The organism is Streptomyces avicenniae, assembly GCF_000719135.1.
Lineage (GTDB): Bacteria > Actinomycetota > Actinomycetes > Streptomycetales > Streptomycetaceae > Streptomyces > Streptomyces avicenniae.
Window position 1 is genome coordinate 118,959 of sequence record NZ_JOEK01000009.1, and the last position, 13,688, is coordinate 132,646.

The 13,688-nt window shown below is 73.1% G+C and carries 17 protein-coding genes; 6 read left to right on the plus strand and 11 right to left on the minus strand.

Features of this window, described 5'->3' with window-relative positions; translation table 11 throughout:
* Positions 1-114: 114 nt before the first annotated feature.
* From IF27_RS15565 to IF27_RS15575, 3 genes are all read right to left on the minus strand, one after another.
* On the minus strand, positions 115-759 hold the full coding sequence (locus IF27_RS15565) for a M23 family metallopeptidase (protein ID WP_052850188.1): 645 nt from the start codon (positions 757-759) through the stop codon (positions 115-117).
* A gap of 443 nt (positions 760-1,202) precedes the next feature.
* On the minus strand, positions 1,203-2,165 hold the full coding sequence (locus IF27_RS15570) for a hypothetical protein (RefSeq protein WP_052850189.1): 963 nt from the start codon (positions 2,163-2,165) through the stop codon (positions 1,203-1,205).
* A 138-nt stretch (positions 2,166-2,303) separates the two neighbouring features.
* Positions 2,304-2,726: a hypothetical protein gene (locus IF27_RS15575; RefSeq protein WP_052850190.1), complete on the minus strand. Its 423-nt coding sequence runs from the start codon at positions 2,724-2,726 to the stop codon at positions 2,304-2,306.
* 67 nt (positions 2,727-2,793) lie between these two features.
* Between IF27_RS15575 and IF27_RS15580 the strand changes: the two genes are divergently transcribed.
* Complete coding sequence (locus tag IF27_RS15580; protein ID WP_052850191.1) at positions 2,794-3,804, plus strand: P-loop nucleotide/nucleoside kinase family protein; 1,011 nt, start codon at positions 2,794-2,796, stop codon at positions 3,802-3,804.
* Positions 3,801-4,361, plus strand: a complete 561-nt coding sequence (locus tag IF27_RS15585; protein WP_052850192.1) for a guanylate kinase — start codon at positions 3,801-3,803, stop codon at positions 4,359-4,361. Before IF27_RS15580 ends, IF27_RS15585 begins: the two co-directional genes overlap by 4 nt.
* Before the next feature lie 44 nt (positions 4,362-4,405).
* Here IF27_RS15585 and IF27_RS15590 read toward each other — a convergent pair whose 3' ends face one another.
* The 3 genes from IF27_RS15590 to IF27_RS15600 all read right to left on the minus strand — a co-directional run bounded on the left by IF27_RS15590 (position 4,406) and on the right by IF27_RS15600 (position 6,974).
* Complete coding sequence (locus IF27_RS15590) at positions 4,406-5,254, minus strand: NAD(P)-dependent oxidoreductase (protein ID WP_052850193.1); 849 nt, start codon at positions 5,252-5,254, stop codon at positions 4,406-4,408.
* Positions 5,251-5,925: an HAD family hydrolase gene (locus IF27_RS15595; RefSeq protein WP_052850194.1), complete on the minus strand. Its 675-nt coding sequence runs from the start codon at positions 5,923-5,925 to the stop codon at positions 5,251-5,253. The genes IF27_RS15590 and IF27_RS15595 overlap by 4 nt, the downstream gene beginning before the upstream one ends.
* A gap of 125 nt (positions 5,926-6,050) precedes the next feature.
* Positions 6,051-6,974 (minus strand): SDR family oxidoreductase, encoded by a 924-nt coding sequence (locus IF27_RS15600; RefSeq protein WP_052850195.1) that lies wholly within the window; start codon positions 6,972-6,974, stop codon positions 6,051-6,053.
* 122 nt (positions 6,975-7,096) lie between these two features.
* Here IF27_RS15600 and IF27_RS15605 point away from each other — a divergent pair, with 122 nt between their 5' ends.
* Complete coding sequence (locus tag IF27_RS15605) at positions 7,097-7,624, plus strand: GNAT family N-acetyltransferase (protein WP_052850196.1); 528 nt, start codon at positions 7,097-7,099, stop codon at positions 7,622-7,624.
* A gap of 32 nt (positions 7,625-7,656) precedes the next feature.
* Positions 7,657-8,139, plus strand: a complete 483-nt coding sequence (locus IF27_RS15610) for a hypothetical protein (RefSeq protein WP_052850197.1) — start codon at positions 7,657-7,659, stop codon at positions 8,137-8,139.
* A 24-nt stretch (positions 8,140-8,163) separates the two neighbouring features.
* Here the strand turns inward: IF27_RS15610 and IF27_RS15615 are convergent, their stop codons facing one another.
* Together IF27_RS15615 and IF27_RS15620 are read right to left on the minus strand one after the other, a co-directional pair.
* Entirely contained in the window at positions 8,164-8,925 is a 762-nt protein-coding gene (locus IF27_RS15615; RefSeq protein ID WP_052850198.1) for an RraA family protein, read from the minus strand.
* Positions 8,926-9,065: 140 nt separating this feature from the next.
* A complete protein-coding gene (locus IF27_RS15620) occupies positions 9,066-9,974 on the minus strand; it encodes an NAD(P)-dependent oxidoreductase (RefSeq protein WP_052850199.1) in 909 nt (302 codons plus the stop codon).
* A gap of 59 nt (positions 9,975-10,033) precedes the next feature.
* Between IF27_RS15620 and IF27_RS15625 the strand changes: the two genes are divergently transcribed.
* Entirely contained in the window at positions 10,034-10,414 is a 381-nt protein-coding gene (locus IF27_RS15625) for a MerR family transcriptional regulator (RefSeq protein ID WP_052850200.1), read from the plus strand.
* 7 nt (positions 10,415-10,421) lie between these two features.
* On the opposite strand, the gene IF27_RS15630 is transcribed toward IF27_RS15625, so the two are convergent.
* Together IF27_RS15630 and IF27_RS15635 are read right to left on the minus strand one after the other, a co-directional pair.
* Positions 10,422-11,015 carry a DUF4291 domain-containing protein gene (locus IF27_RS15630; RefSeq protein ID WP_052850201.1) on the minus strand — a complete coding sequence of 198 codons (594 nt, stop codon included), beginning with the start codon at positions 11,013-11,015 and terminating at the stop codon, positions 10,422-10,424.
* 39 nt (positions 11,016-11,054) lie between these two features.
* On the minus strand, positions 11,055-11,468 hold the full coding sequence (locus IF27_RS15635) for a winged helix-turn-helix transcriptional regulator (protein ID WP_052850202.1): 414 nt from the start codon (positions 11,466-11,468) through the stop codon (positions 11,055-11,057).
* Between the two features lie 63 nt (positions 11,469-11,531).
* Between IF27_RS15635 and IF27_RS15640 the strand changes: the two genes are divergently transcribed.
* Positions 11,532-12,938 carry an MFS transporter gene (locus IF27_RS15640; RefSeq protein ID WP_110945941.1) on the plus strand — a complete coding sequence of 469 codons (1,407 nt, stop codon included), beginning with the start codon at positions 11,532-11,534 and terminating at the stop codon, positions 12,936-12,938.
* Positions 12,939-12,966: 28 nt separating this feature from the next.
* Here the strand turns inward: IF27_RS15640 and IF27_RS15645 are convergent, their stop codons facing one another.
* Positions 12,967-13,665 carry an alpha/beta hydrolase gene (locus IF27_RS15645; protein WP_052850204.1) on the minus strand — a complete coding sequence of 233 codons (699 nt, stop codon included), beginning with the start codon at positions 13,663-13,665 and terminating at the stop codon, positions 12,967-12,969.
* Positions 13,666-13,688: the final 23 nt, after the last annotated feature.

A 13,688-nucleotide genomic window follows, 5' to 3' on the forward strand; every position in this document is an offset into this window, starting at 1 on the left:
GCGCGGCGCGGCCCGGACGCCCCGCGCACCTTCGTGGTCTCCACCATCGCCCACGGGCCCCGGGTCGGCACGTCGGAGGTGCCGACCCGGGGCCCGGGGTCGTGGGGGTGCGTGTCAGGCGTTCACGTCGTGCTCGTGGAGGAAGGGCATGGGGTCCACGGCGGAGCCGTAGTCGGGCGTGCTGCGGACCTCGAAGTGCAGGTGGGGGCCGCTGCTGTTGCCGGTGTTGCCTGAGGCGGCGATCTCCTGGCCGGTGGTGACCTTGTCGCCGGGCTTCACGTGGATCGCGTCGAGGTGGGCGTACTGGGTGTACGTGTCGTCGTCGTGCTGGACGACGACGGCGTTGCCGTACGCGGGGCCGTCGCCCGCGCCGTTGCCGCCCGCCTTCACGACGGTGCCGCCGTGCACGGCCTGGACCTCGGTGCCGACGTCCACGGCGAAGTCCTGGCCGCTGTGCTTGTGGGCCCAGCGGTCGCCGCTGTTGCCGTAGGTGGCGGTGAGGTCGTAGTCGCCGCCGATGGGGTCGGTCCAGGTGGTGGCGGCCTTGTGCTGGGCGTCGGCCTGGGCGCCGGTGCTGTCGGCCAGGCCGCTCGCGGTGGCGGCGGTGTCGATATGGGGCGCGGCCTCTGCGGTGCCGCCGTCGGCGGCGAGAGCGCCGGTGACGCCCGCGGAGGCGACCAGACCGGTGGCCAGGGCGACACCCGCACGGGAGCGCAGTCGCATGTGCGTCAGGCTGCGGATCGTGGTGCTGTTCGGCATGGGAGTACCTCGCAGTATTCGGGGGTCGTCGGCCCAGGTCCGGGCTGACACGTCCATGGATAACCGCCGACGTGGGAGGGGTTCAAGTAAGGCATTCCCTGTGCGGGTTAGTAGGGAAGAAGGACGATGCGATGGTGGAATCCGCGGAATGTCCCGGCCGGGTGACCCCTTTTCCCGTCACCCGGCCGTCGCACCGCGCTGACCTGGGGTTTCCCGCGCCCGTCCGTGAAGGCGGCGCTGCGGAGCGCGACGTCGGATTTCCTCGGTCCCCGCGCCTCGGGACGAAAGTCCCGGGCCCCCTGGCATTACCTCTCCCCTAAGCGCGGTAGTGGGCCGGGAAAAGCGTGTGAGCAGCGCCACCGGAAAGGGGCGCGGCGGCGCCGAGGCCGCCGCACGCCGCGCCATGATCGCGCTCCATGGCGTCACGGGAACGGGGGCCGTGGTCAGTTCAGCGCGCCGCTGAAGCCGCTGTAGATCTCCGTGGCCTCGCAGAAGGCGAACCCGAGGTGGCCCGCGAGCGCCAGGGCCTCGTCGATCCGGTCCAGCTCGAACGCGCAGCCCTCCCCCCAGCCGTCCCGTTCGGCGGGGGCCACCAGCGCCGGGCGCTCCGCGCGCAGCCGCGCCCGCAGCGCGGGCACGTCGGCCGCCGCCACCAGGCCGCCGACCATGTCGTTCTCCACGATGGTGGGCGGCGCGAACCAGGTGAGGTCGGGGAACTCGTCCCACAGCGGCGCGAGCAGCTCCGTGGGCGCGGAGAACTCCGCCGTGGACGTCCCCGCGCGCTCGCACAGCGTGCTCGGCCAGGTGTATCCGCGGGACATCCAGCCGGGCACGAGGGCGGCCGAGAAGGCGACGACCGCCATGGGTATCTCCCGCTCGACCAGGCCCGTGGGCGGGTACGTCTCGCCGGACTCGGGGTCGCGCACCGTGTCCTTTCCTGCACGCAGCGCCGCGACGGCCGCGCGCAGGACCCGCACGCGGTAGCTGATCTCGCGCCGCAGCTCCGCCTCGGACGGCACCTCGTCACGTGGCGGCGCGGGCACGTCGGCCAGGCCGGGGTGGAGCGCGGCCAGCGTCTCCCTGGCCAGCTCGTCCGCCGCCTCGTAGGGGGTGCCGATCCAGCGCAGCACACCGGCGGTGACGGCGGCGGGGTCGTCCCCGGTGACGAGGAAGGGGCGGCCCCAGACGTACAGCTGGGCGTCGAAGGCGTCGATGTCCTGCTCGCTCGCCGCCTCGAACGCCTTGAGCGCCCACTGCTTGGCGCGGAAGCCGGTGCGGCGCGTGGCGGCGGCGCGGGCGAGGAGGTCGTCCAGGGCGTCGTCCGGGCCCTGCCCGGCGATGTACGGCAGCAGGCGCCCCTGGACGAGGGGCAGGTCCACGGGGTGGAAGCTCGTGTCGAATCCCATGATCGCGGAGCCTAGCGGCGGGGTCCGACAACCACCCCCGCCCACCGGACGCGCGGGCGTTCCCCGTCGGACCCGGCAGGCCCGCTGCGCTGGCCGAGGACGGGCAAGGGGACCGGCCGACGGAACGGACAGTCCTCCTCATGCTCCGCGTTCAGCGGCAAAGAGGATGTGAGTGCCACCGTCACGGGCTCCCTCCGCCGCACACGCGGCAGCCTCCCGATCGAGGAACTGCTGCCATCGAGATGGATCGGCCTCCATCTCCGTGAGGAGTTCGAGGTTGTGCAGGCTGGCCCAGTTGCTGGCAGAGCCGTCGATCAGTGCGGCGCCGGTCCCTGCGACCAGATCGACGATCTCCGACCATGTGAACATGCGGCAGACGTGCTCCATCCCGGGTACGTGGCGCAGATCACCGGTACGCAGGACCTGGTCGCCGACGTCGGCGCCGTGCTCGGCTTCGAGGTCGGTGGCGCCGGGCAGCCGGGCGCGCCAGGTTCCCCACAGGGACATGACCGAGGCGACGACGACTCCCCCCGGCCGCACCACGCGGACGAGCTCGGCCATGGCCTGCTGCTCCTTTCATGAGAGGCTTGCCCAAGCTCCCGATCATGACCACGGACGGGCAGGCAAGGTGGGGAAAGTTCGCCCCGGGTGGCGCCCGGACAATCTTCGACGGCAGCGCGAGGCTCACGGTCTGACGCTGGAAGGCGCGGGCGAACGTCTACGCGACGTGGCCCGGGCCGCCGGACTGGCCGTACCGGCCGCAAATTTCCAGACGCTCTGGCAGCACGAGCAGGGTGAGGTCTACCCCGGGCCGCACTACCGGCGGGCATATTGTCTCCTGTACCGCGCGACCGAGCCTGAACTCGGCTTCCGGCGTGCTCTGCCGAACGAGGCCACCAAGCTCGGATTCACCGCGTCGAGCGAACCGCACGACGGATCCCACGTCCTGGCGGTGGAACGCGCACTGCTCCAACTCGTACCCGGCACCGAAGACATCGACGGGCCCGGCGTGCAGCAGCGGATCCTCGACGCCTGGAAACGACGTCATACGGGCGGCGATCCGAACAGGCCGACGCTGATGATGGTCGGCGGCTATGCGGGCAGCGGGAAGTCGGAGTTCTCCCGCTTCATATCCCAACTCACCGGCTGGCCCGTCCTCGACAAGGACTCGATCACACGTCCTCTTGTCGAGCGTCTCCTGGTGGCGATGGGCAGCGAGCCCAACGACCGGCACACCGACCTCTACCGGAACAGAATCCGCCCGCTTGAGTACCAGTGCCTGCTGGAAACCGCATACGCGAACATCGACTGCGCGATCAGCACCGTGCTCACCGCGCCGTTCCTCGCCGAGGCGACCGATCCGCGGTGGATGCGGCGGCTGATCAACCGCTGCGAAGCGCGCGGCGTCACCGTCGTCGTGGTCTGGGTCGAGTGCGACCTCGACACCATGCACGAGTACATCGGCTTCCGCTCCGCGGCCCGGGACAGCTGGAAGCTCCAGAACTGGGCGACGTACGTAGCAGGAATCGATCTGGAACTGCGCCCCGTCGTCCCCCACCTGATCGTCGATAACCGGCTCGGCGCCGCGATCTCGTTCACGGATCAGGTACGCCTGGTCTTCGGCACGGTGTTCCTGTGATCCACGGCATTCTGCTGTACGGACCGCCAGCGGCAGGCAAGGACACGGTCACGGCGGCATTGGGCGAGCTCGACCCACGGTACGTGCCCTTCGCCCGGCTCAAGATCGGTGGCGGGAAGACGACGGGATACCGGATGGGCACGCCGGAACAGCTGACCGTCCTGGAGGCGAACGGCGGCGTCGTCTACCGCAACGAGCGGTACGGCAACGTCTACGTCGTGGACCGGCCCGGCCTCGAAGGCGCCGCGAACGGAGGGAGGACACCCGTCGTCCACCTCGGCCAGATGGCAGGGATGGAGCAGGTGAGCGCCCGCTTTCCCGCGCGCTGGGCCCGTGTTCTGCTCTGGTGCTCCAAAGAATCCACGGCACGGCGATCAGCGCAGCGGAGCGATACCGACACGGCGGCTCGGCTGACCGCCTGGGACGCCACCGAGGCAGACCTTGCCGCGCATCCGCAGGCGCGGTGGGAGGTGCGGGTGGACACGGATGTGACGGCTCCTCAGGAAGCGGCACGAAGGATCGACGCGGTCGTCCGGACCATCACACCTCACCTCTGACCACTCGAACGCCTCACCGGCAAGGCCACACCGGCGCAGCCGACTCAGCTCGGATCGTCCCTTTCCGCGCGCAGCGCCTCCAGCGCCTCGGTGACATCGAGCGACGCGTCCTTGCAACTGTCCCATCGGGCGAGCGTCTCGGCAGCCGCGTGCATGAGGGCGTCCGGCAACCCGGCGGCGGCGAGCAGAGCGGCCGTGTCCTCGATCTCCGGGCCCCAGCGCCAGGCGCGGGCAGCGGTCTTGGGGATGTAGTCGGTCTCGACGAGATAGCTGCCGGTGCGCTCGGCCGCGATCGCCAGCAGTTCGTCACCGACGCCGTATGCATCGGCCGCCCCGTAAGCCACGGCGGCCAGCACACGGGAGACCTTCTGGTAGCTGGAGTACGCGAGCTTCAGCGCGGAGGCTGCGCCGAGGCGGTCACCGACGATGTGCGTCCGTACATCGGTGCCCGCGAACAGTTCGACGATCCGGTCGGTGTGTCCGGCGGCAGCAGCCAGGTAGAGCATCGGCGACTTGCCTCCCACCGGGGGCGACCCGACAACCGCGGCATCGACGACCGGCGTCGGGCCCAAGGAGTCGGCGATGCGCTGCACGCGGAACGGCGCCACGGCATTCGCCTCGACGTAGACCGCTTCCGAACCGGTCCGCAACTCCGCCACGTCGGCTGCGATCTGCTCGGAAGCGGCTGGCGGACAGAGGGACAGCATCACCTCGGAACGGGCGACGATCTCGGGCAGTCCGGCGGCTCGAAGGCCGGCGTCCTGTGCTCGGCGTCGGGTCGCGTCGCTGCGGCCGTCGGGACACCAGAGCACCGTGTGGCCCCGAAGGCGTAGTTGTGCGCCGAAGGCGGCCCCCATGCTGCCGGGGTGTAGAAGCCCCACAACCACCGTCATGACGCGATCCCTACGTGATCGGCCGTACGCAGGAGCAGGATGTCGATAGCAGCACGCACATGAGGAACCGTGTGGTCCGGGGCAGGAGCCTGCGGTGCCCGCCCATGGCCGTTGGCCACCCAGATGGTGTGCAGCCCCGCCGAGCGACCTCCGACGATGTCGGTGCCGGGGTCGTCACCCACCATCCATCCCCCCTCGCCCGGTACGGCCCCACAACGGGCGAGGGCCATCTCGAAATGCCGCATCTCGGGTTTACGCGCGCCTACTTCCTCGGAAACGACGACGCCATCGACATGTTCGGCGATGCCCGTGGCCCTCAGCTTGGCCCATTGGATGTCCGCGGCACCATTGGTCGCCACCCCCACCCGCCAGCCCGCGGCACGCAGTTCGTCCAGGCCGCCGAGGACCTCGGCGGGGCACGACACCCTTGCCGCGATCTCGGAACGGTAGGAACGCCACAGCTCGGGGGTCGGCGCCGAAAGCCGGAGGCGCGTGCGGATCGCGTCGAAGGTGGACGGGCTGGCCCGCTCGGCCAGCATGCCCAGGACGTACGTCCGCTCCTCGTCCCCCAGACCGTGCCGGGTGGTGAACTCAGCAGCCCAGTCGGCCAGCTTTCCCGCCCGGTCCACGAGGGTGTTGTCGAGATCGAAGAGAACCGCAAGGCGCCGCACAGCTTCACCCTAATGAACTCGCGGCCGTCGGTCGTGGTGATCGCCGGGATTGTCGCCGGGGTGGGTCCGGTCGGCGAGAGCGTGCCGGGGCGACCGCCGAAGCAGTCGGACGCCCGGGATGCGGGTCAGAGCTGAGGAGGGGAGACGGGTGGGGGCGGCGGGGCTCCGGGCCGTTCCTGGTCCCAGTCGGCCCGGCCTCCCGCCCCCAGCACGTGGGCGGCCAGGCGCAGGTCGTCGTCGGGCGGTCCTGAGAAGACGCGGCGGGCGACGCCCGAGACGAGGAGGGGCAGCAGCGGGCGCAGGGGCTGCACGAGGCGCAGCCACGGGGGCGCGTAGACGCTGGTGGCGCGGCGCCGGATGCCGTGGGTCAGCCACGCCGCGACACGGTCGGAGGTGTAGACGCGCTGGGCGAAGGCGGGCTGGTGGGAGCGCAGCGCGCGCAGCACGGGGTGTTCGTCGAGGGCGTCGATCATGTCGGTGCCGGTCCAGTGGAGGTAGGCGATGCCGACATCGACGCCCTCGGGGCGCAGTTCGGTGCGCAGGGCCTGGGCGAAGGACTCGACCCCGGTCTTGGAGGCGCAGTAGGCGCTCATCAGGGGTGCGGACCCGAAGGAGGCGGTGGAGGCGATCTGGAGGAAGTAGCCGCCGGTCTCCACGAGTTGGGGCAGGAAGACGCGGGCGGTGTTCGCACTGCCGATGAGATTGACCTCGATGACGCGGTTGAACAGCGCGGTCTCGCTGGCGGCGAAGGAGCCCGCGATGGCGATCCCGGCGTTGGCCACGACCACCGACGCGGGGCCGAGCCGCGCCCGCACGGCGCGCGCGGTGCCGAGCAACGTCGGCTCGTCGGTGACATCGACCTCGAAGCAGCAGGTCTCCGTGGGCAGTCCGGCGGCCACCTGGCGCAGCGACTCCAGCTCCCGCCCCAGCAGGGCCACCCGCAGCCCGCACCCGGCGAGACGGCGCGCCGTCGCGGCCCCCACCCCTCGCGCCGCGCCGGTGACCACCGCCACCCGCCCGAACGGCCGGTCCTGACCCATCGGCCCCATCGCTGCCTCCCTGGCGAGCGCACGGCCCCGTACCGCACCCGGCCAGTCGATCACGCGCCGTGCCGCGGCACCCGTCACGGGCGGCCCACCGGGTGAGCGCGGGCGCCTGGGAGACTGCGGTCATGGAGACGAGCGCGCAGCGGGAAGCGGACGGGACACGGCCGGGCCGTCCCGCGTGGGAGCTGCGTCCGGCGGAGCCCGCCGACGTCGAGGTGATCGCGGAGCTGCGGGCGACCGTCATGCGCGCGGACCTGGAGCGGCTGGGCCGGTTCGACGCGCACCGGGTACGGCAGCGGCTGCGTGACGCGTTCTCGCCCCGCTACACGTCGGTGATCCTGTCCGGCGGCGCCTTCGCGGGGTGCGTCACGCTGCGCCCCGCCGAGGACGGGCGATGGCTGGAGCACTTCTACCTCGTCCCAGGGCTCCAGGGCAGGGGGCTCGGCTCCGCCGTCCTGCGGACGCTGTTGGAGCGGGCCGACGCCGAGGGGACGCCCGTGCGGCTGGACGTCCTGCGGGGCAGCGCGGCGCGGCGGCTGTACGAGCGCCACGGGTTCGCCGTCGAGTCCGAGGACGCGATCGACGTCTTCATGGTGCGGCGGCCGGACGCGGGCGGCGGCGCCCCGGCTGCGCAGGCGCGGCGGGGCGCTTAGCCTCGGAGGACGCCCGCGAAAGGGAGGACCGCATGTCCCGCAACCGCTCACGCGTCCTCGGACTGGTCGCCGGCGCCGCCGCAGGCGCGGCGGGCACGACGGCGCTCAACACCGTGACGTACGCCGACATGGCGCTGCGGGGCAGGCCCGCCAGCAGCACGCCGGAGGCGACGGTCGAGAAGCTGGCGGGCGACGCCCACGTCACGATCCCCGGGGACGAGGGGACGCGCCCGAACCGGTTCACCGGCCTCGGCGCGCTGACGGGCCTGGCGGCCGGGGTGGGCGCGGGCGCGCTGCTCGGCGCCTGGCGCGCGGCGGGGTGGCGGCCGGGGACGGTGCTGTGCGGGGCGACGGCCGCGCTCGCCGCGCTGGTGGCCTCGAACGGGCCGATGACGCTGCTGCGCGTGACCGACCCCCGGACGTGGAGCGCGTCCGACTGGGTCAGCGACGTCGTGCCGCACGCGGCGTACGGCGCCGTGACGGCGTGGCTGCTGGAGCGGCTCGACCCGGCCTGACCCGGCTCGCCCGGCCTGGCCCGCTCAGACCTCGATCTCGCCGCCGACGGTCCGCAGGTGCTCGCGGAAGGTGAGCGACGGGTTCTCGCGGCGGCGCTCCAGGTAGCGGCGGAACGCGACCTGCTCGCGCAGGGTGACCCCGGCGCGGATGCGGTCGGCCTGGGCGCGTTCGGTGTCACGGATACCGGCCGCCGTGTCGAGGAGGCGGGCGGCGTCGGCGTCCGGGACGAACAGCACGCCGTCGTCGTCGGCGAGCACCAGGTCGGAGCGGCCGACCGTCCACTCCCCCACCTCCGCGGACTCCAGGGCGTCGGCGGGACTCGGGTCGAGGCGCTGCGGGCCGGTCGGTACGGCGCCCAGGCTGATCACGGGCAGGCCGATCGCGCGGATGTCGGCGGTGTCGCGGTGCAGGCCCCAGATGACGACGCCCGCGACCCCGGCAGCCCGCGCCTCCAGGACGGCCAGGTCACCGGCGCACGCCTCGTCGGTCCGGCCGCCGTTGTCGATCACCAGCACGTCGCCCGGCGCGGCCGTCTCGAACGCTTCGAGGAAGACGTCCACGCTGCCGGTGTGCCGCACGGGCAGGACGCGTCCGGCGAGGCGCGTGCCCGGCAGGACGGGCCGCAGCCCGGCGGGCGCGCAGCGCACGGGCAGCCCGAGCCGCAGGCAGGCGTCCGCGACGTGGGGGGTGGTGAGGGTGGCGAAGTGCCGCGCGATCTCGGCGTTCCCGGTGAGGTGGGTGGGGCGCGGGGTGGGCGCGTCCTTCGTCCGGGCGGTGTTGTCCATGGCTGTGCCTCGCTGGTCGGACCCCGGCACGGGGCGTGTGCCGCCGTGCCGGGGCCGACCCTATGCGACGGGCCGCGGGGCGTGCCGCAGGGGAACGGTCGGAGGGGGCGACGCGTCCGCGGGCGTCGCCGTGCGGGAGGTCACGGGACGCGTGCCGCCTTCTTGAAGACCTCCAACACCGACAGGTAGCTCTCGGCGCCGTGGCCCTCGGCGACGGCCCGCCTGGCGATCTCCCGCATGAGCCGCGGCTGGTCGGTGTGGACGCCCTGCTCCTCGCTGGTGCGGGTGACGTGGTCGAGCGCGTGGAGGTTCATCTCCAGGGTGCCGAGTTCGCCGGGGTAATGGCCCCGGTCCAGGTCGGGGAGATGCCCGGCGAACGTGGGGTCGAGCACCGAGGGCATGAACCAGCCGAGCGCGAGATCGGCGAACGTGACCGCGGGGACGCCCGCGGAACCGACCAGGGCGGTGGCGTGCAGGAAGCCGTTCACCGTCGCGTACATCATTTCGAGCAGCGCCGTGTTGTAGAGGAGCGCCAGGCCGGGGTCGGGGCCGAGGTGGCGGGGGTCGCCCAGGGTCGCCAGCGTCGCCCGGTGCGCGTCGAAGACGTCCCGCGCGCCGCTGTAGAGGAAGACGGACGTGGGGTCCCCGACGAGCGGGGGCGGCACCATGATCGCGCCGTCCAGCCAGCGGGCGCCCCGGTCGGCCGCCCGACCGACCGCCGCGCGCGCCTCCTCCGGCGTACCTGTGCCGAGGTTGACCAGGACGCGGTCCCGCAGGGCGTCCCGGGCAGGGGCGAGGACCGCGTCCGTGGTCGGGTAGTCCTGGAGGCACAGGAGCGTGAGGGGGCTCGCGGACACCGCCTCGGCGACGGTCGCCGCGCGGCGGACGCCCTTGGCGACGAGGCTGTCGGCCTTCCCCGGGGTGCGGTTCCAGACGGTCGTGGTGTGGCCGCGGTCGGCGAGCGTCGCGGCGAGCGCGTGGCCCATGGGTCCGAGGCCGACGACGGTGACGGGCGGGTGCTGCGGATCGGGCAGGTGAGGATGCGTCATGCGCCCTAGACTTGTCTGTCACATCGATGTGAGAGTCAAGGGGACGTGGGGGTCGTCACATGCGCATGGGCGAGTTCGCCCGGCGGACCGGGGTCAGCCAGCGCCTGCTGCGGTACTACGAGGAGCAGGGGCTGCTGCGTCCTTCGCGGCGGCCGAGCGGATACCGCGAGTACACGGAGGACGACGTCGTCACCGTCCGGGGCATCCGCATCCTGCTCGCCGCAGGGCTCGGCACGGCCACCATCGCAGAAGTGCTGCCCTGCATGGTCGATGACGGGCGGACCCTCGCGCCCGCCTGCTCCGGCATGCTGCCCGACCTGGAGCGGGAGCGCGCGCGCATCGACGCGGCCGTGGCCGACCTGCTGGCCGCGCGGGACAGGCTCGACGGCGTCATCGCCGCCACGGCACCGGCCGGGAGCGGCGCTCCGGCGGCCTGCTGAGCGCCCGTCACAGGACGGGCGACGCGGGCGCCGGGTAGGGCCGTTCCACGGGGAGGAGACGGGCGGCCTCCTCGGTGCGCCGCGCGCGGACGAGCGCCCGGATCTCGTGGGCGAGCGGCGTGACGTCGGTGATGCCGGTGATCCACTCGTCGGCGTAGCGGCGTGACGCCTCGCCGTGCAGGCCGAGTTGCAGGGAACGGTGGGGCAACGGGCGCAGGTGCAGGTCGCGTTCGGGGTCCCACTGGACGCGCGCGGGTGAGCGCCTGAGCGTGGCGCGCCAGTCGGCGGCGTCCGCGTACCGGTCGGGGTCGTGGTGGGACAGGCAGGCGCGTTCCAGGGCCCAGGCGAAGCCCTCGCGGGTGATCTCGACGGCGAGGACGGTCTCCTGGTCGGGCTTGGTCGCCCAGCCGCAGCGGTACATCATCCACAGGAACGAGGGCTTGACCCAGGTCATCCGCCCGCGTTCCCAGGCCGGGGGGAAGCGGCCGTCGCGGGCCGCCGGGAGGCCGAGCGCGGGCGCGTACGCCTGGTAGACGGTGACGGTCCCGGCGGTGTACGCGGCCCGTATCTGGCGGTGCGGCGGGCTCTCCTGCGTGGTCATGGCGGGCAGTGTGGCACGGGCCCTGGGCGGCGGTCGCGGCTATTGCGGGGGCACGGTGACGGCCCCGGCGTCGTGGCCGGTCTGGGCTGCGACGACCTCCCGCGCGTTGCCCTTGACCCAGCGCAGCAGCGTCTCCAGCGGCGCCGCGGCGTCCGCGCCGAGCGGCGTGAGGGCGTACCGCACGCTCGGCGGCACGGTCGGGAGCACCTCGCGGGAGAGCAGGCCGTCCCGGACGAGCGTGCGCAGGTTCTGCGAGAGCATCTTCTCGCTGACGCCGTCGATGAGCGTGCGCAGCTCGTGGAACCTGAGCGGGCCGCCCTGGAGACCGACCAGGATCAACAGGCCCCAGCGGCTGGTGAGATGGTCGAGCACCTCACGTCCTGGGCAGTCCCTGTTGAACGCGTCACAGGGGTCGGGTGGCGTGGCGGGCGTGACCTGGGAGCGGGCTTCCATGCCCGGAGCTTACTTCGAGGTATGCCCTTACCAGAAGAGAGCATTGCCTTCTAGCGTCCCCGCATGACCACCTCTCGTACCGCTCCCCCCGTCGCGTCCACGGCCCGGTCGGGCCGGGTGCTGACCGCGCTCGTCGTGTCCGTCGCCGGGTACGCCCTGATGCAGACGCTCGTCGTGCCCGCGCTCGGGCTGCTCCAGACCGAGCTGGACACGACGCCGGTGTGGTCCGCCTGGGTCCTCAGCGCGTTCCTGCTCTCCAGCGCGGTGCTGACCCCGCTGATCGGCCGGATGGGCGACCAGTACGGCAGGCGCCGCGTGCTGCTGTGGGTGCTGGCCGTCCACGCGGCGGGCACCGTGGGCGCCGCGCTGTCGCAGGACATCGGCCAGCTGATCGCCGCCCGCGTCGTGCAGGGCGCGGCGCTGGCCGTGCTGCCGCTGGCGTTCGGCATCCTGCGCGAGGCGCTGCCGCCCGCACGGCTCCACCTCGGCACCGGCCTGGTGTCGGGCGTCATGGGGGTGGGGGCGGGCGCGGGCCTCGTCGTGGGCGGGCTGCTCGCCGACCACTTCTCGTGGCGGGCGCTGTTCGTGCTGGGCGCGGCCCTGGCGGCGGTGAGCTTCGTGCTGGTGCTGCTGTGGGTGCCCGCCGGGCCGCAGGCGGGCGGCGGGCGGCTGGATCTCGGCGGCGCCGCGTTCCTCGGGCTCACGCTGGTCCTGCTGCTGCTCGCGCTGACGGAGGGGCCGGCCTGGGGCTGGACGTCGTGGCGGGTGCTCGGGCTCTTCGCGCTGTCGCTGGGCGGCGCGGCGCTGCTGGCGTGGTTCGAGAAGGGCAGGGACGACGCGCTGGTGGACATCGTGGAGTTCACGCGTGCGCCGATGCTGATGACGCACCTGTCGGCGTTCGCGTTCGGCGCCCTGTCGTACGTCTTCTACGTCGCGATGCCGCGCTTCGCCCAGACGCCTGAGGAGGCCGCCGGTTACGGCTTCGGGGCGACGATCACCGTGGCGGGGCTCCTGATGCTGCCCGGGGCGCTGACGATCCTGCCCGCGAGCATGGCGACCGGCCCGCTGGCCGCGCGCGCCGGGGAGCGCGCGCCGCTCGTCGCCGGGTTCCTCGTGTGCGTGGCGGGCTCGGCGCTGCTGGCGCTCGCGCACGGCGCGATGTGGCACCACCTGGTGTTCTACGCGCTGGTCGGTGTCGGCTCGGGGCTCGTCATGGCCGCGCTGCCGAAGCGCGTCGGCGCGCTGGCGCCGCCGCACCGGACGGGCACGGCCAACGGCCTGAACAACATCGCCCGTACGGTCGGCGGCGTGGTCGGCAGCCAGGTCACGGCGGCCGTCTTCACGGCGGGCGCGGACGGCGGCCTGCCGGGCGACGGCACGTACACCACGCTGTTCTGGCTGGCGGCGGCCGTCGGGCTCGCGGGCGCGCTCGTCGCGCCGTACGCCGTGCGGGCGGAGCGCGCGGCCTGACGGCGGCGCGCCCGCCCGCCCCGGCGGCTCAGGCCGCGGCCACCTCGCGCGCCGCGGCCTCGATGAGGTCGGTGACCGGTCCTGGCTGCGAGGCGAGCGAGGCGTGGCCCGTGTCGAGTTCGACGAGCGCGCGGGGGTTCATGCGCCGGGCCATGCGGCGTTCCGCGTCGGGGTGGATCATGCGGTCGCCGGTGGAGACCTGGTACCAGCTGGGCTTCTTACGCCAGGCGGGGCTGGTGACGTTGTCGCCGAACGTCGAGGCGAGCGGTGCCTTCTGGGTGACGGCCATGACCAGCGCCTCGTCGGCGGCGAGGTCCTGGCAGAAGCTCTCGCGGAACGCCTCCGGCTTGATCCACAGGTGGCCGTCGGAGTCCGGCGCGATGTTCCCGGCCGCCTCGGCGGGCTGCTCCTGGCTGATCTGCCCGGGGCTCTCGCCCGCGTCGGGGGCGAACGCGGCGATGTAGACGAGGCCCGCGACGTTCGGCAGGTCGCCCGCCTCGGTGATGACCGCGCCGCCGTACGAGTGGCCGACGAGGAGGACGGGCCCGTCGATCTGCCGGACCATCTGGCGCGTGCGCTCGGCGTCGTCGGCCAGTGAGGTGAGCGGGTTCTCCACCGCGTGGAGGTCGTCGTAGCCGCGTCTGTTCAGCTCGACGACGACCTTTCCCCAGTGGGCGGCGTCGCCCCAGAAACCGTGGACCAGGACGACAGCGGGAGCGTTGGGCATGGTGGTTCGCCGTTCCGTCGAGA